This is a genomic window from Paenibacillus sp. FSL M7-0802 (assembly GCF_038004945.1).
Taxonomy (GTDB): Bacteria; Bacillota; Bacilli; order Paenibacillales; family Paenibacillaceae; genus Paenibacillus; species Paenibacillus polymyxa_B.
Window position 1 is genome coordinate 2,165,614 of sequence record NZ_JBBOSD010000001.1, and the last position, 16,180, is coordinate 2,181,793.

Annotated in this window: 16 protein-coding genes; 7 read left to right on the forward strand and 9 right to left on the reverse strand. The window is 45.3% G+C overall.

Features of this window, described 5'->3' with window-relative positions; translation table 11 throughout:
• Positions 1 to 127 precede the first annotated feature (127 nt).
• Entirely contained in the window at positions 128 to 967 is an 840-nt protein-coding gene (locus MHB54_RS10150; RefSeq protein WP_340981586.1) for an AraC family transcriptional regulator, read from the forward strand.
• 163 nt (positions 968 to 1,130) lie between these two features.
• Here MHB54_RS10150 and MHB54_RS10155 read toward each other — a convergent pair whose 3' ends face one another.
• The 3 genes from MHB54_RS10155 to MHB54_RS10165 are packed head-to-tail and all read right to left on the reverse strand — an operon-like array spanning position 1,131 to position 3,278.
• On the reverse strand, positions 1,131 to 2,015 hold the full coding sequence (locus MHB54_RS10155; RefSeq protein ID WP_023986814.1) for a MetQ/NlpA family ABC transporter substrate-binding protein: 885 nt from the start codon (positions 2,013 to 2,015) through the stop codon (positions 1,131 to 1,133).
• A 25-nt stretch (positions 2,016 to 2,040) separates the two neighbouring features.
• Complete coding sequence (locus tag MHB54_RS10160; protein WP_165178874.1) at positions 2,041 to 2,811, reverse strand: SDR family NAD(P)-dependent oxidoreductase; 771 nt, start codon at positions 2,809 to 2,811, stop codon at positions 2,041 to 2,043.
• 5 nt (positions 2,812 to 2,816) lie between these two features.
• Positions 2,817 to 3,278, reverse strand: a complete 462-nt coding sequence (locus MHB54_RS10165) for an S-ribosylhomocysteine lyase (protein ID WP_029515967.1) — start codon at positions 3,276 to 3,278, stop codon at positions 2,817 to 2,819.
• Between the two features lie 274 nt (positions 3,279 to 3,552).
• Between MHB54_RS10165 and MHB54_RS10170 the strand changes: the two genes are divergently transcribed.
• On the forward strand, positions 3,553 to 4,353 hold the full coding sequence (locus MHB54_RS10170) for a GTP pyrophosphokinase (RefSeq protein WP_061829985.1): 801 nt from the start codon (positions 3,553 to 3,555) through the stop codon (positions 4,351 to 4,353).
• Positions 4,354 to 4,497: 144 nt separating this feature from the next.
• On the opposite strand, the gene thrS is transcribed toward MHB54_RS10170, so the two are convergent.
• Complete coding sequence (gene thrS, locus MHB54_RS10175) at positions 4,498 to 6,411, reverse strand: threonine--tRNA ligase (RefSeq protein WP_053324540.1); 1,914 nt, start codon at positions 6,409 to 6,411, stop codon at positions 4,498 to 4,500.
• A 554-nt stretch (positions 6,412 to 6,965) separates the two neighbouring features.
• Here thrS and MHB54_RS10180 point away from each other — a divergent pair.
• Together MHB54_RS10180 and MHB54_RS10185 are read left to right on the forward strand one after the other, a co-directional pair.
• Positions 6,966 to 7,520, forward strand: coding sequence for a TetR/AcrR family transcriptional regulator (locus tag MHB54_RS10180; protein ID WP_264454235.1), 555 nt, complete (start codon positions 6,966 to 6,968; stop codon positions 7,518 to 7,520).
• A gap of 21 nt (positions 7,521 to 7,541) precedes the next feature.
• Positions 7,542 to 7,970, forward strand: a complete 429-nt coding sequence (locus MHB54_RS10185; protein ID WP_071559378.1) for a DUF3995 domain-containing protein — start codon at positions 7,542 to 7,544, stop codon at positions 7,968 to 7,970.
• 17 nt (positions 7,971 to 7,987) lie between these two features.
• Here the strand turns inward: MHB54_RS10185 and MHB54_RS10190 are convergent, their stop codons facing one another.
• The gene (locus MHB54_RS10190; RefSeq protein ID WP_068941243.1) at positions 7,988 to 9,211 is read right to left on the reverse strand and encodes an MFS transporter; all 1,224 of its coding nucleotides are present in this window, start codon (positions 9,209 to 9,211) and stop codon (positions 7,988 to 7,990) included.
• Positions 9,212 to 9,399: 188 nt separating this feature from the next.
• Between MHB54_RS10190 and MHB54_RS10195 the strand changes: the two genes are divergently transcribed.
• The gene (locus MHB54_RS10195) at positions 9,400 to 9,978 is read left to right on the forward strand and encodes a TetR/AcrR family transcriptional regulator (protein WP_023986806.1); all 579 of its coding nucleotides are present in this window, start codon (positions 9,400 to 9,402) and stop codon (positions 9,976 to 9,978) included.
• 94 nt (positions 9,979 to 10,072) lie between these two features.
• Here MHB54_RS10195 and MHB54_RS10200 read toward each other — a convergent pair whose 3' ends face one another.
• Entirely contained in the window at positions 10,073 to 10,498 is a 426-nt protein-coding gene (locus MHB54_RS10200) for a MarR family winged helix-turn-helix transcriptional regulator (protein WP_023986805.1), read from the reverse strand.
• Between the two features lie 164 nt (positions 10,499 to 10,662).
• Between MHB54_RS10200 and MHB54_RS10205 the strand changes: the two genes are divergently transcribed.
• Positions 10,663 to 12,132 (forward strand): MFS transporter, encoded by a 1,470-nt coding sequence (locus MHB54_RS10205; protein WP_068941241.1) that lies wholly within the window; start codon positions 10,663 to 10,665, stop codon positions 12,130 to 12,132.
• A 135-nt stretch (positions 12,133 to 12,267) separates the two neighbouring features.
• Positions 12,268 to 12,768 (forward strand): NAD(+) diphosphatase, encoded by a 501-nt coding sequence (locus tag MHB54_RS10210; protein ID WP_076158748.1) that lies wholly within the window; start codon positions 12,268 to 12,270, stop codon positions 12,766 to 12,768.
• Positions 12,769 to 12,934: 166 nt separating this feature from the next.
• Here the strand turns inward: MHB54_RS10210 and MHB54_RS10215 are convergent, their stop codons facing one another.
• From MHB54_RS10215 to MHB54_RS10225, 3 genes are all read right to left on the reverse strand, one after another.
• Positions 12,935 to 14,011, reverse strand: coding sequence for a Gfo/Idh/MocA family protein (locus MHB54_RS10215; RefSeq protein ID WP_071559383.1), 1,077 nt, complete (start codon positions 14,009 to 14,011; stop codon positions 12,935 to 12,937).
• A gap of 227 nt (positions 14,012 to 14,238) precedes the next feature.
• On the reverse strand, positions 14,239 to 14,652 hold the full coding sequence (locus MHB54_RS10220; protein ID WP_023986801.1) for a DUF350 domain-containing protein: 414 nt from the start codon (positions 14,650 to 14,652) through the stop codon (positions 14,239 to 14,241).
• A 94-nt stretch (positions 14,653 to 14,746) separates the two neighbouring features.
• Positions 14,747 to 16,180, reverse strand: a complete 1,434-nt coding sequence (locus MHB54_RS10225) for a glutathionylspermidine synthase family protein (RefSeq protein WP_071559384.1) — start codon at positions 16,178 to 16,180, stop codon at positions 14,747 to 14,749.

The following is a 16,180-nucleotide window of genomic DNA, read 5'->3' on the forward strand; positions in this document are numbered from 1 at the left end:
TGATAAGCTCCTCGTTAGTCGCAATAGGTTCTACAGAAATGATATATTAATTTTAGATATGAAGTACATGGCATGGTGCTCACTATTTATGTTATAATGCTTGATAATTTACATAAGGAGATTTAGCGTGATAGAATATTTGCCGCGTAGTAAGCAGCATTCTGAATTGTATCTAACTCAGTTTGGCATAGAGGAATGCATACCGAGTCACTTTTTTGGACCTGCGATAAGAGATCACTATCTGCTTCATTATATTTTGGACGGAGAAGGTACCTTCGAGGTCGGTGGGTTCAGTTATCGCTTACGGAAAGGACAGTGGTTTCTAATCTGCCCCCAGGTCATTACTTATTATCAAGCCGATGTAGTGAATCCTTGGTCTTATTGCTGGTTTGGATTTGACGGGGCACTGGCAGAAACACTCCTCAAGCAAGCAGGTCTAACGATGACGCGTCCAATCCTCAACTTTGAAGGAGACCATTTGATTTATCAATATTTGCAGCTCATGAATGAATCAAGTGGATGCCATAAAGCTCGGGAAACCAGACTAACCGGTCTGCTATGCTTAATGTTATCGGAGCTTATAGAGTTCGGCCCGGTAACGCCCCCCGAACAAAAGGAAAGCCGGGCGGAAATTTACGTGGAAAAAGTGAAGGATTTTATTGAAATGAATTATGCTCAGAAAATTACCATTGAGCACATTGCAAATTTTATCGGACTCAATCGAAGCTATTTATGTTCGTTATTCAAACAACAAGTAAACACAAGCATTCAGGATTATTTGGTTCGCTATAGGATCAACAAAGCATGTGAAATGATGGGAAACGCTGAACTTTCGATAGGTGATATTTCCCGTTCAGTCGGCTATAACGACCCTTTACTCTTCTCAAAAATTTTTAAAAAGGTAAAGGGACTCTCCCCCAAACATTATCGAACCGAAACCCATACTCAAACTCAAGTCGACTACTAAAAATACAATCACTGGCTCATGTGGAAGATGGGAGACATCAACTCAACGTTTGTCACATATTCGGCGTGGAGTCCAAGAGCAGAGATGACTTCTACCCGACTACCGGTACGGGGCTCTTACGAACAAAAAAGATCAGCCAGAAAAACTGGCTGATCTCATAAGTTTATTTTGTTGTAGTTTGTCCTTCCAAATAAGAAACCGGCTCTTTAACCTCTACTTTGGTGCCGCCAAATTCATCTTTAATGTATTTTTGAGTATCCTCGTTATGATAGAGATCCGCTAACTTTTGCAGCCCTTTGTCATTCGCCTTATCAGATGAAGTAACCAGAACGTTAATATTATTTTTGGTTGCCTGACTGATCTCCTCATGGAACAAGGAATCTTTCAGTACATTCAGGCCCCCTTCTAAAGCAATCGTATTCCCAATTAGCACCAAGCCTACATCTTGAATCACTCGTGGTCCTGTTTTGTCATCAATGAGTTCAAATTTCAGGTTTTTAGGATTGCTAGTAATATCATTGACTGTACCCAAGGCATCATTAAAGTCAGCCTTAAGCTTAATCAAACCGGATGCTTCCAATAACTTTAAACCTCTTGCCGTATTGGCTGGGTTATCTGCCAAAGCTACCAGAGCCCCGTCGGTCACTTCATCGATGCTTTTGAATTTTTGCGAATAAATCCCCATGGGTTCCAGGTAGGTTGTGGCTATAGCCTTCAAATCAGCTTTGCTCTCTTTGTTATAGCTAACCAGGTACGCCCACGATTGGAATGCATTCACGTCTACTTCGCCTTCTTTGGTCGCATTGTTCGTTTCGATTCCGCCGTTAATTTCTTTCACTTCAATGTCCAGCTTGGCATCCTTGGCGGCCTGAGACTGGGCAATATGCTTCCAGATCTGGGCGTCAGAGCCCATGGAGCCGATGACTACTTTTTGCGTTTCCGAACCGGAAGCGGCGCTGGAGCCATTGCTGTCTGAACTTTTATTACCGCATCCTGCGGCAACCAATAATAAACTAATCCCTAATAGTAAAACGAACGATTTCTTCATGTTGTTTTCCCCCAGATCATGTATGCTAGTGCATCGTCATTCCACCTGTAACATTAATCGCTTGTCCTGTCATATATGCTGAGAGCGGACTGGCCAGAAACAGCACCACATTGGCGACATCCTCCACCTCGGCCGTTCTCCCCAAAGGTACCTGTGAACAATCTTCTTCGTATATTTCTTGAGCGGTCATTCCGCGAATGACGCCCCCTTCAATCCGTTCACGATGTTTCATCGGCGTTTCTACGATACCTGGACAAACCGCATTCACCAAAATTTGATGCGGAGCAAGCTCAATGGCCATCACCTTGGTCAAGCCAAGAACCGCATGTTTGGAAGCACAGTATCCGCCCATGGCCCGATATCCATTTTTTCCAGCCTGCGAAGCAATTTGGATAATTCGTCCTGGTTTGCGCGCATCCACCATTTCCTTGGCAAACCGTTTGGACGCTACATACAGCCCAGTTGAATTGATCGAAAATACTTTCTCCCAATCAGCTAACTCACTATCAATGACATAATCCATCGTAGAAGTACCAGCACAGTTCACCAATATATCAGGAACTCCCGCCTCGCTGATTAGTAGATCGCACCATCTTTCGATATCATCCGGTTTGGATATGTCCAATTGCGTTTCAACCAACTGTGGATTGACCACTCTATACGGCTCTTCATAAGAAATATCAGCAGAAATCACTTTAGCTCCGCTTTGAATGAAAAGCTCTACAATTCCCTTGCCTATGCCTGACTTGCCGCCTGTCACTACCGCTGTCTGATGAGATAGGTCAATCGAAATCATAGATTTTAAAGTACTCTTTCGAAAGGATCGCGGCTAATACCAGCTTCCAATACAATCTTCACATATTCCTGCGCGGAAAAAAGAGAGTGGTCCTTGTAGTTCCCACATTCCAAAGCAGTAACAGCCGGAACCTCTGTCGTTTCCAGAATTCTTTTCAAAGTTTTTTCCAAAGCGAGTGCAATTTCCTCTGGCTCGTGTTCATTCCACAAAATCAAGTAGAACCCCGTTCTGCATCCCATAGGAGAGATATCAATAATTCCTTTGATTTCATCTCTCAGGTACGTTGCTAATAAGTGCTCCAGCGTATGTACAGCTGCCGTCGGAAGTGCATCTTCATTGGGTTGCAAAAATCTCAAGTCATACTTTTGTACTGTGCTTCCTTTTTCGTCATGCTCTACTCCCGCTGCTCTTACATAAGGAGCCTTTACAATCGTGTGATCTAATTGAAAACTTTCTACTTTTGCCATTTTTCTTTTCCTCTTTTCTGTAATTTATATTTTTAATCTAATGATGGATACTCTACATTTGTGTTTTTTTAAAGAATTAAATGCTCCAAATCAGCATTTTTGTAATTATACATCGGATTACTCGGTTTTACCACTATAATTCTTGTCGTATTTCTTTTTTCTTTGAACGTCTCTCCTTTGCCTGTAGGTTTTGACATAGTGTACAATGTATACGATAATGCATTTTTACGAAAAAGATCGAGGACATCATAAGCCTCATTTAGGAGAATGCTCTGTGAATGAACCGGATTGGAAGCACCTGAATGCTGTCCCATTACCCTTGCAGGAATTTCAGCTACAGCTGGATCAAAACAGTGTCGACGCCAAGCAACTAGAGGAGTGGAGAAAGATTCCCGTCCTTTATCAGCTGGCTCTGGAGGAATTAAAGAATAAAATTAAGCTAATCCAGACGGAATGGAAGCTGTTAGACGGTTTTAGCCCGATTGAGCATATTAAAACCCGGATCAAAGAGCCCCACAGCATCGTGGAAAAGGTTCGGCGCAAAGGGCATGAAGTGACCTTGGACAATATATTGCGTGAAATTCATGATATCGCTGGAATGCGCGTGGTATGCGCTTTTGTGAAAGATATTTATCGTCTGATGGATCATCTTCACACACGGGAAGATATTCGTATTCTGGAGGTCAAGGACTATATAGCCCATCCTAAGCCCAACGGCTACCAGAGCCTGCATGTCATTGTGGAAATTCCGCTGATCCTGTTTGAAGGCACACGCTGGATCAAGGTTGAAATTCAATTGCGCACATTGGCTATGGATTTCTGGGCTAGTATGGAGCATATTTTGTACTATAAGTTCGATAAGAAAGTGCCTGAACATGTCGTTAATGGATTGACCGAAGCCGCACGTGCAACCTACGAGTTGGATCAGAAAATGCTGAAGTTGCGCGGCGAAATTTTATCGCTTAGCGAGGAACAGGATGCGGAAGAATCCCCGGCGAAACAATCCGAAGAGACGTCCTTGAAGACACTCTCCCTCCCTGCAGATCACGCCACTTCACGGCCACAAACCTGCTAAAGATAACTTAAGAATTCAGTCGAGGCTGCAACAACTATGGTTCATTCTTACGCTGGATTCTTATGTATTGGGTACAAAAAAGAGCCATCAAAACCACGTTCATCATGGTTCTGATGGCTCTTTTACACATTTTCTGATCAAATATTACTGTTTCTCGCGAATCTCTGTGCTGATTTTCTCAACGATATCCGCAATGCTGAGTGATCCCAGATCGCCTTCGCCGCGTTTACGAACCGCTACAGTACCGGTTGTTTTTTCATTTTCCCCGATAACGAACATATATGGAACCTTCTCCAATTGCGCCTCGCGGATTTTATAACCAAGCTTCTCATTGCGAGTATCCACTTCGACGCGCAGACCTGCTTTCAGCAACGCATCCTGTATCTCATTGGCAGTCTCGATATAGTTCTCGGATACTGGCAACAGCTTCGCATGAACAGGAGCCAACCACAATGGGAATGCACCTGTAAAATGCTCAGTCAGGATGCCCATGAAGCGGTCAATCGAACCATAGATGGCACGGTGAATAACGACTGGACGGTGCTTCTGGTTGTCCTCGCCCACATAAGTCAGGTCGAATTTTTCAGGCATTTGGAAGTCCAATTGGATCGTTCCGCACTGCCAGCTGCGTTTGAGCGCATCGAGAATGTGGAAGTCAATTTTTGGACCGTAAAATGCTCCATCTCCCGCATTAATACGGTAGTTGATGCCCAGGTGATCCAGCACGTTTTGCAAAGCTTGTTCCGCTTGATCCCACAGCACTGGCTCGCCCATAAAGTCATCTGGACGTGTGGACAATTCCACTGTGAAGTCAAAGCCAAACACACTATACATTTCGTTAATCAGCTTAATTACGTCTGTGATTTCTTGTTCAATCTGGCCTGGTGTGACGAAAATATGCGCATCATCCTGGCAGAATGTACGAACACGCATCATACCGTTCAACGCGCCGGACAGCTCATGGCGATGCACTTGTCCAAATTCGGCTATACGAATTGGCAGATCGCGGTAGGAGTGAAGCTCATTTTTAAACACAAGCATATGCCCTGGACAGTTCATCGGTTTCAGAGCAAATGTAGTTTCATCCACTTCGGAGAAGTACATGTTTTCCTTGTAATGCTCATAGTGTCCCGATTGTTCCCACAGACGATTGTTCATCATCAGCGGTGTACGTACTTCCTCATAGCCATGCAGACGTTGAATGTCACGGGAGTAATCTTCCAATGCAGTGCGGACAACCATACCTTTAGGCAGGTAGAACGGCATGCCCGGTGCTTCTTCGGAGAACATGAACAGTTCCAGCTCTTTACCCAGCTTGCGATGGTCGCGTTTTTTCGCTTCTTCCAGCAAATGCAGGTGCTCATCCAGTTGTGCTTTTTTCGGGAATGCTGTTCCGTAGATACGTTGCAGCATCTTGTTGTTGGAATCGCCTCTCCAGTATGCGCCCGCTACACTCAACAGTTTAAAAGCTTTGATGCGGCCAGTAGATGGCAAATGCGGGCCACGACACAGGTCAAAAAATTCGCCTTGATCATAGATTGTAATTTCCGCTTCTTCCGGCAAATCACGAATCAGTTCCAGCTTCAGTGGATCTTCCAACTCTCCAAAAATACGAGTGGCTTCCTCTCGGCTAACCACACGACGTGTAATCGGCAGATTTTCCTGTGCGATCTTCGTCATTTCCTTCTCAATCTTGGCCAAGTCGTCAACGGACAATGGGTTTTCGATATCAATGTCATAGTAGAAGCCGCTGTCGATGACCGGACCGATACCCAGCTTCACGTTTTTCTCACCGTAAATGCGTTTGAGCGCCTGAGCGAGCAAATGCGCTGTACTGTGGCGGTAAATTTCCAGACCGTCTGCACCGTCCAGCGTAATAATTTCAAGGTCAACGTTCTGATCCAAAACGGTGTTCAGATCTACAGCCTTCCCGTTCACTTTACCTGCTACTGCGTTCTTTTTCAGCCCGGAGCTGATCGAACCCGCCACGTCGGCGATCGTTACGCCCTGCTCGTACTCGCGTACGGCTCCATCCGGCAATTTCACTTGAATACTCACGATTAAAGCCTCCATTTCAAATTGTGTGCTATATCAAAATTGAACGCAAAAAAACGCCTCTCTCCCTCAAGGGACGAGTGCGTTCAGCTCGTGGTTCCACCCTAGTTCGGCCCGCTCCTGTGCGTACATTTATGTTCATCGGAACATACTCATGCACGACATGCGTGACCCTCCATTGGTATCCGTTAACGGGGATAAAGCGGTAGGCGTTTACTGATGTTACTGCCAGATTGCACAGCTACATGTTCAACGTCACGGCTACAAAGGGGTAACTTCACATGCGGTTGCCGGAAAAGCTCTCAGCCTCGTCTTTTCTCTCTGAACGGCCCTTCAAGGAAATCATGTCTTTGGTCAATGCCTTGAATATCACTATATGCTACAGCATTATAGATCAAATTCGCAGGTATTTCAAGTGGGCGTTTATGTAAGTTCATGCCTCCTATGCATCAGCTGGCTCAGGGAGCTAATGTGCCCATATTTACACAGCTCTAAAAACACTATAATATATACTCATCTAGACGATACCGTACAGAAAGGGAGAGGGAAAGGGAGAGATGCCTAAAATTATTGTCACAGAAGAACAATGGATTCAGAAAGGAATCGAACGTTTTGAACAGGGTGGGATTGATCAACTCGTAGTTGAGAAAATGGCCGTTGCTTTAGGGTGCAGTAAGAGTAGTTTTTATTGGTATTTTAACAATCGCAGCAGCTACATTAGACAGATTGTGGAGACATGGAAGGAACAGACGACACAACAGATTATTGCAGCGTCCATCATCCATGCTGCCGCAGATGAGCGGATCAGAGAGTTGTTAACCCAGATGTTCGGAAAGACGAAACGAGGAGATTTTCTGTTTTATCTGCGAAAACTGTCATTGAAGGATGATAGTTACCATTCCCTACTCAATGAAGTCGAACAGATGAGAATGGAGTTTATGAAGCAGCTTTTAATACAGAAGGGAATGCAACCAGAGAAAGCCTTTCAGAGATCATGGATGTTGTACCATTACTACTTAGGTTGGTATGAGCGTCACAAGCAAGAGACGTTAAGTGACGAAGCCATTCAACAGCATATTCACATGATTTGGACAGAGTGGATTTCAAATTAATTCAATTAAGGAGGATGCCACATGTTGGAGTTACTTACATGGGCAGTTGGCGGAATTCTATGGGTACTGAGCGGCATGCATCTATATTGGGTATTCGGCGGACAAAAAGGTGCAAAGGCAGCGATCCCAAGCACAGGAACGGCTTTGCTCTTTGAGCCCTCCAAGATAGGGACATCAATTGTAGCTATTCTACTAGCTTTAGCCGCTTGGTTCGTACTAGAACTAGGTGGAGTTACACAATTCCTGTTTTTCAGTACCTTTCATTCCTACGGTGCAGGCTTGTTGTCGTGCGTATTTATTTTACGTTCTATAGGAGATTTCAAATGGGTAGGGCTTTTCAAGAGAAAAAAAGGAACTGTTTTTGCAAAGTGGGACACTGTGCTCTACTCGCCCCTTTGTTTTCTCTTGGGAACAGCCATTTTAATCATTATGTTTTTGCGTACGGCATAGCTTAAAGCTGACCTCTATCAGGTGGTTTGTCTCTTTCGCACGTCTCCACTCGTTTCTTTCTCAGTGAAAAAGTACAGCAAAGCCAGTACAGGCAGGACGACTCCAATCAGAGAACTGAAATTCCAACCTCCTAACGCATACGACCAACCCCCTAATGATGATCCAATCGCTCCGCCTATGAAAAAAATAGACATGAATAATCCGTTCAAACGCCCTCTCGCTTCACTTCCCAAGGAGTAAATCACACGTTGTCCAAGTACAAGGTTTCCCGATACAGCCATATCCAGTGTAATCGCTGAAATAAAGAGAAGTACGAGCGCAACGGTCGAATGACTTTGAAAAAGATAGATGAGCAAAAAAGACAAGGCTGCAATGATCATAGCTAACCCGGTTAAACCTTTGCTCCAGCCTTTATCAGCCAATCTCCCAGCAATCGGAGCAGCTACTGCACCGCCTACGCCTACTAAAGCAAACAATGCAATCCCTTGTTGAGACATTCCGAAATCATCCGCCAATCGTAAAGGAACAACAGTCCAAAATAGGCTGAAGGCCCCAAATAGGCAGGCTTGATAGAGGGCACGGCGACGCAATGCAGGCGTTTGTTTTAAAAGAGTGCCTAACGAGAAAATCAATTTACTGTAAGATACCGTAGGCACAGGCTTGCGCTCTGGAAGAGCTCGCGAGAGCAGAATCGTCAACAGCGTCAAGACAATGGCTGACAAAATAAATACGGCTTGCCATCCCCAGATGCTGGTGATAAAGCTTGCTACTGGCCGTGCGAACATAATGCCTAGCAAGAGTCCGCTCATGACATTCCCAACAACGCGGCCGCGCTGCTCTTCGGATGCTAAATAGGTGGCGTACGGCACCAGTATTTGGGCTACCACAGATCCAATTCCAATGAATAAGGATGCGGTCAGGAACAACGGGGCATTGGTGGCAAAAGCGGCAACAACCAATGCACAGACTGTGATGATTAGCGATATGACCATGAGCCGTCGATTTTCAATAATGTCGCTGAGCGGTACGATAAATAGCAATCCCACCACATAACCGATTTGAGTCAAGGTGACAATGAAGCCCGCTGCTGTAGAAGAAAGACCCATAGCAATGTGAATAGGTCCTACAAGGGTTTGAGCATAGTACAGGTTGGCAACAATAAGGCCGCATGCGGCTGCCAACAAAAACATCATCCAATTTGAGATACGGTTACTTTCTAAGGCTTGTTGTTCTCTTTGCATGATAATCCTCCTCATTAATTTAAATACTAAACGTATAGTTCATTAATTCGATAATCAAATAATATACTGAACGTTTCGTTTTGTAAATAGGCGAAATCAACTTTTTTATTTCACATAATATTTGATATACTGAACGTATAGTTTATTTTTCGCGTTTACTTATATCCGTTAAGAAGGTGAGCATTCCAGTGCAGAGCAAAAGAGGACGTCCACGTAATGTCGAGACGCAAAAATCTATCCTTAACGCTTCCTATGATCTACTGTTGGAGCAAGGCTTTGGGGCGGTTACGGTAGAAAAAATTGCTGAGCGAGCGAAAGTTAGCAAAGCCACCATTTATAAATGGTGGCCTAACAAAGCTGCAGTAGTAATGGATGGTTTCCTGTCAGCCACCATAGCAAGATTGCCCGTGCCCGACACGGGTTGTGTATTAGATGACATTCTCATTCATGCCACGAATTTAGTGCGGTTCTTAATAAGCCGAGAGGGTAAAATCATTACAGAGTTAATAGGCGAAGGGCAACTTGATTCAGGATTGTCAGAGGCATACCGGACCCGATATTTCCACCCTCGGCGACTTGAGGCTAGGCTTCTTATTGAGCGCGGAATAGAGCGCGGAGAATTGAAGGAAAATCTCGATATTGAATTATGTATCGATCTCATTTATGGGCCGGTTTTTTATCGATTGTTGGTAACCGGTTATCCATTAGACGATTCCTATGTGCGACAATTAGTCATACATGCGTTCAAAGGAATTGGCTTGGACTGAATGACGTGGCATTAAGCAGTTCTCACAGAGTATCCTCTGTGAGGGCTGCTTTTTCTTTTACCTGCCACGATCCTCTGGCTAACTCCTGATTTGTTTATTCGTCAGGGTCTATACTAATTTTTTGCAGTAAATCGATAAGAAGCTCCTCTTCCTCTTCGGATAGATTGTAGACAAGGCTGACATTGGACTCGTCCAATATTCCTTGTAGGACAGGGGAAAATTCTAGCGCCTTGGCCGTAGGAGACAAAAGATGGGAACGGCGGTCATTTGGGTCTGTTTTCCGTTCAATGTAGCCTGATTCCTCCAATTGTTTCACAGAGCGTGCCGTGGTTGCCTTGTCAAATTTAAGTTCATTCGTCAACTGCTCTTGTGTAATGCCCGGCCGCTGCAAAATGAGCTTTAAAAAGCTGTGTTGTCCTCCACTGCCGATTCCGTAAGGAGTCAGTTTTTTGGACAATATTTTTTGATTACGACGGTACAGGTGGGAAATTAGCTTTCCAATCGGTTGTTTTTTTCTCATCAAATACACCTCATTGGCTTAAAAATGACACATCCCCAGTTGGGACCAAAGCAAAGTTTACAATAATATTGTTGCACACGCAACTAATTTGCTGTACACTAGAACCGTTCATTTAGTTGCGCGTGCAACTAAATAGAAATTGTTAACGATAACGAGGTGTAATGATGAGTTCAACTGCTATAACGGCTACAACCTATCAAGAGAATATCGACGTCCAGAAGAAACGTTGGCTGATTTTAATTGTTTTGAATCTGTTTACATTTATGTCCACATTGGATGGAAGCATCGTCAATATCGCTCTTCCTGTGTTGTCTCGCACGTTACATTTACCCGTGGCACAGATTGAATGGGTGACAACCGCCTATTTAATGGCGATATGTACCGCTATCTTATTTTTTGGCAAGCTTGGAGATATCGTTGGTAAAATCAAAATATTCAAAATCGGCACAATCGTATTCATTCTTGGCTCCCTATTGTGCGGTCTTAGCTCTTCGCTCTCTATGCTGCTGATTTCCCGTATTATTCAGGCGTTTGGAGCGTCCATGACCATGGCGAACAGCCAGGGGATCGTGACAGATATCTTCCCGTCCAATGAACGGGGCAAAGCACTTGGCCTCATTGGAACCTTCGTTTCTCTGGGCAGTATCGCCGGGCCAAGCTTGGGCGGTATTATTGTCTCGTCGCTGGGCTGGCAGTATATTTTCTGGGTCAATGTACCGGTAGGGCTGGTCGCTGTCTTTCTTGGCTGGAAGCTTTTGCCGAAGGATTTGATCAAGGTGAAAGATAAAATTGACGTTCCCGGTAGCTTGGTGTTTGCTATTTTTATTCTCACTTTGTTCGTCGGATTGTTGCTGGGACAGCAGGTCGGGTATGGAGACAAACGTATCGTTGCTTCGCTGGTGGTGGCTGTAGTTGCTTTTGCCATGTTCATTAGGTTGGAACTTCGTCGTCCTGGGCCGCTGTTACAGCTCGCGCTATTCAAAAATCCGTTATTTTCGCTCAGTATTTTGTGTGCTTTTCTGGTGTTCGTCGCTAACTTTTGCTTTAACATCATTTCGCCTTTCTATGCGCAGAATATGCTGAACTTGTCGCCTTTTCATGCCGGCTTCCTGCTGATGCTGCTCCCCATCTCGATGGTTATTGTGGCCCCTCTCAGCGGTGCGCTTTCCGATAAAATCGGATCTGAACTGCTTACATTCGCCGGGCTGGTCGTTATGGTCATTGCCCAGATTGGATTGGCCCAACTGCATGCAGGCAGCTCCATCCCGCTCGTGGGTCTGTGGATTGCCATGCTGGGCATTGGCAGTGGTTTATTCCAATCGCCGAACAACTCGCTGATTATGTCCACGGTACCCCGCACACAGCTCGGCTCAGCCGGGAGTGTCAATTCGCTGGTTCGCAACGTCGGTATGGTTGTGGGGATCACTTTGGCTACTTCCATCCTCTTTTATATTATGAGTAAAGAGGCTGGTTATCGGGTCACCGGCTTGGTCCCGGGTCATCCAGAAATTTTTCTGGCAGGCATGCATGTAGTCTTTATGACGTCCGCGTCCATCTGTCTTGTGGCGGCATTGTTAACAGGCTGGCGGCTGATTGGGGCTAGACGGGCAAAAACGCAGCAAGAAAAGGGATAAAGACCAAGAGAAGAAATAAAGCGTCCGTAGACAGAACAGTGATCGTAGAATTAAGATGATGAGTATTGCAGTACAAACACGGCATTAAAAGCAACATTTACAATTTTAAAAATGTGATACAAGGGTGGCGCTTACATGAAATATTGCTATGAATGCGGAACAAAATTGATAGTGAAGGAGTGTGAAGGCGAGGGCCCTATCCCCTTTTGTCATACATGTCAGGTCTTTCGTTTCCCGATATTCAGCACTGCGATCAGTACCGCTGTATTGAATAGTCAAAGAGATAAGGTGCTGCTCATACAGCAGTACAATATTCAGGGCTTCATTTTATTGGCAGGTTATGTGAGCAAGGGTGAATCCGCAGAGCAGACATTGGTGCGTGAAGTTAAGGAAGAAGTAGGATTACAAGTCGATGAGTATCAATATATGCGCAGTGAGTATTTTGAACGAAGCAATACACTGATGCTGAATTTTGTATCCATTGTGAATGACGATCAGTTGGATGTTCTTAGTACGGAGGTAGATCAAGCACGTTGGTTTACACTGGAGGAAGCCAAGCAAGCTATTTTGAAAAACAGCTTAGCTGAATCCTTCTTGCTGACCATTATTGAAAAGATTGAGGCAGGCTTATTTTGAAGTGATACAAGCGTGGCAATGCAAAAATGATGAAAAAGATGGCTTTACAGATATATTGAATTGCTAAACCGCAAGATGGCTGCTCTTCAAAGGAACCCTCTTGCGGGTCACAGCATGTTTATACTCTTTGTCATTGCTGGAATTTCAGCTATTCCCCTCACATCCCCTACATTTCTACTAAACGTCCATTCTCTTTCCAGGATTGCAGTATTTTTTCAAGTACCCACTGATTTTTGTAGCCGTCCTCGAATATGGGAGCACGATCCACAGATTTTCCCCTTGCCAGCTCAACAAAATCTTCATAAGCCGTATGATTATAGATTACAGGGACAGCCCAAGTCTCGTATTCGGTACCTGGGTGTTCCAAGTCACGCAGCACAATGCGGATACTTTCCGGGTTATTGAGGCTGGCGTGCAGCGTACCAAGTTCTCCATAGATATCGACTTCGATATCGTGCCGTATGCCGATGGCATTTTTATGAGTGATAAAGGTTCCCACGGTATTGTCGCCTACGATGCCATGAAAGGCAGCAAGATCTTCCACATCTACTTTTACAGGCAGACCCGTGATCGGATCGAACCGCTCGGGTGTAATGGTATGTAACAGCGCTGCGACACTTTTAAATTCACCCACCAAAAAACGGGCCAGATCAATGATATGTGAGGCTGTATCCCCCACTACTCCAGAACCAGCCTTGGCTAAATTGTGACGCCATGTATATGGATGCTGACGATATGGCGCAAATGCATCCATTAGATAACGAAATTGAATGTTATAGATTTTACCCAGCTTTTGCTCATCCAGCAGTTGCTTGGTATATTGGAAGGCCGCCCCGTAGCGATGCTTATAGTGAACCAGCAAAGGCACCGGATTCGCTTTGTATAGCTTTTTCAACTGATCCGCTTCTTCCCATGTAAGAGTCAATGGTTTTTCTGCCAGTACAGCTTTGTGTTCTTCCAGCGCAATACGAATAATGTCAAAATGCACATCATTGGGTGTCAGCGACAGAATCGCATCTACCTCTGGGTCACGGATTAATGCTTCATAATGGGCGTACCGCTTGGAAGCAGGTAGTTGCAATTGTTCTCCGATGGCTTGAAGGCGATTGGGATTCACATCACTAACGGCCACAATAGATACCCCCGAGATGGTGTGCAGTGATCTCATGTGATATTCAGCGATCAGACCCAGGCCAATGATACCCATCCGAACTTGTTTGGTTGGGGAGGTGGAGGTACTCATATGTTCAGAATTCCCTTCTCTTCTATTTGGTTTGAACTCTGTAGCAAATTCCTTTTTGCTATGCAGTATCACCCGTTGCTTTGTAGAATAGTCCCCACAGGAAGTGATCGTCACAACCTTCAATTCAACAGTCTGATGCCGGGCAGTGAATACAATGTTCTATAAAAAAGGATCTGCAGCTCCGTTGTCCGGTGTTGCAGATCCTTTGTATCCCTTCTCTATATCGACTACATCAAAAATGTACCTACCACAAAAGACACCCCGACGATGACCGAGCGCAGCAGCTGTGCCAGAGCCACATTGCCGTTGGCAATTTCCTCACACACTTTGGTACGCGGCGTCACCAGATCAAAAATCACATAGACCAGACACAGCACTACAATGCCCACAGCCGACCAGGTTAGCATATCTAGCCATGAATGACTGCTGTACGACACCATTCCCACGATGATACACAGACCTAGCAGCTTTGCACCCATATAGATGCCTGCCGCCTCATTGCCGCGTGCGATTTCTTGATTATCGTTATAACGTGTCAGCAAGCTGAACACAAAATAACCTACGATTAAGATGGCAAACAGGATAAGCAGGCCGATACCTACATTGCCCAATGCGTTGCCCAAACTGATATGAGAGTCCAATTTTCTTCCTCCTTATGATACTTCAGGATTTTGCAAAATCCTCACTTGTGAAAATAACAGATATGTTCGAATATGGTACATTGTTTAATTCAGCTTATATAACGGGCGGATTAGGAGGTACGGTGGCAACAGCGGCGGCGCAATAATAGGCCATATCACCTGTTACCTTTTCACCGATTCGCGGCAGGACACCCGCAAAACGCCCCCCGATCACGAATATGCCTGTCAGCACATAGCCGTGAAATAGCCCTTCCTCGGTCTGTACCTCTGCGCTCTGCATCGGCCACAGCCGCTGATAAATCTTAGGCTGTCCCTCGTAATAAGCGGCAATATGTGCGGCTTCCTCCTGCTCAGGCGTTCGTGGACCATCAGCTTGGTGAAGCAGATCAGGGTTGTCAGTCTGCGCAGGTTCAACCTCTCCCAAAGCACCTTTCAGCATCTCTTCGGATTGAGGATGTTCAATCAAGTGCGTCCCTTTACCCTCCCGCCCCCATATACCTTTGGCCACATAAGGCTCTTTATTTTGCATAAACACCGAGGGTTCAAAATACGTAGGCAGCAGGTAGGTTCGTATCACCTCCAGCTCGCGATCGTCAAACAAGCGAAAACCACAGAACTCTGGTGTCTGCTCATTGCGCTCATATAGCGACCACACGGTTGCGGTGAACCCTTTGCTCTGGGTAATGATATGCTGCGGCGGGTTGATTAATCCTATTTTCCCGTCTGCCACCATATCCATTAGCGCCTGCCCCACCTCAAGCCCCGTATCCTCCTCCCGGTCATCAATTAGATATTCCAGCGGATACAGGCGATAGAGAATGTGGATCTGCTCTCCCCGGTGATACAATCCTTCATTCGGGATAATCTCCAGTTCTTCCAAAGGCGCATAAACCACTTCAAACCCGGCTTGTTCACATAAATGCATAATATATTTGGTGTTCGTCTGATCCTCGATGTGCCAGTCATAGCAAGTGAAATACACCTTTGTTCCTAATCCCTTATTGCTATAAAAATGAATGAACTCCGTCAAGGCAGACTGAATCGCCTCGTCCATTCCAGATGAGGGTCCATGTAATGCATTGTCATCCGCCGATATTCCATCCCTACTCAGCACCTCCAGCAGCTTTCCTTCGAGATAAGCCACCTCGGGAATCCCGGTTGGGGTATCGGTGTTATTCTCTATGCACTTGATACCCGCTTCCCCCACAATCCAGTCCTGGCGGGTTATCCCATCCGGCTCGGCCTCCATTCGTGCAGCACGCAGCAAGCCTGGATGAATCCCCAACCGTTCCACCAGGTATTCATCCGGCATATAGCACTGGACGAATTGCTGAACCTTGCGATAAATACGATGTACCGCCTCAGAAGCAGTCTGAAGCTCTGCCAGCTCGCTTTCCCGATATACCGTTAAGGCTGGCACGCAATAGGATTTACCATACATGCGATGATACGGAATTCTACGGCTGATTTCACCCTTAAAAAGCTCATCATGTTCATAAGGCAATTGCCGAATCGTACGCATGCTCAT

Bases quoted from the DNA above. Each gene is read 5' to 3' on its own strand.
- MHB54_RS10155 (WP_023986814.1), bottom strand. From the start codon at position 2,015: ATGAAGAAATCGTTCGTTTTACTATTAGGGATTAGTTTATTATTGGTT.
- MHB54_RS10160 (WP_165178874.1), bottom strand. From the start codon at position 2,811: ATGATTTCGATTGACCTATCTCATCAGACAGCGGTAGTGACAGGCGGC.
- MHB54_RS10165 (WP_029515967.1), bottom strand. From the start codon at position 3,278: ATGGCAAAAGTAGAAAGTTTTCAATTAGATCACACGATTGTAAAGGCT.
- MHB54_RS10180 (WP_264454235.1), top strand. From the start codon at position 6,966: ATGCCTAAAATTATTGTCACAGAAGAACAATGGATTCAGAAAGGAATC.
- MHB54_RS10185 (WP_071559378.1), top strand. From the start codon at position 7,542: ATGTTGGAGTTACTTACATGGGCAGTTGGCGGAATTCTATGGGTACTG.
- MHB54_RS10190 (WP_068941243.1), bottom strand. From the start codon at position 9,211: ATGCAAAGAGAACAACAAGCCTTAGAAAGTAACCGTATCTCAAATTGG.
- MHB54_RS10200 (WP_023986805.1), bottom strand. From the start codon at position 10,498: ATGAGAAAAAAACAACCGATTGGAAAGCTAATTTCCCACCTGTACCGT.
- MHB54_RS10205 (WP_068941241.1), top strand. From the start codon at position 10,663: ATGAGTTCAACTGCTATAACGGCTACAACCTATCAAGAGAATATCGAC.
- MHB54_RS10210 (WP_076158748.1), top strand. From the start codon at position 12,268: ATGAAATATTGCTATGAATGCGGAACAAAATTGATAGTGAAGGAGTGT.
- MHB54_RS10215 (WP_071559383.1), bottom strand. From the start codon at position 14,011: ATGAGTACCTCCACCTCCCCAACCAAACAAGTTCGGATGGGTATCATT.
- MHB54_RS10225 (WP_071559384.1), bottom strand. From the start codon at position 16,180: ATGAGCATGCGTACGATTCGGCAATTGCCTTATGAACATGATGAGCTT.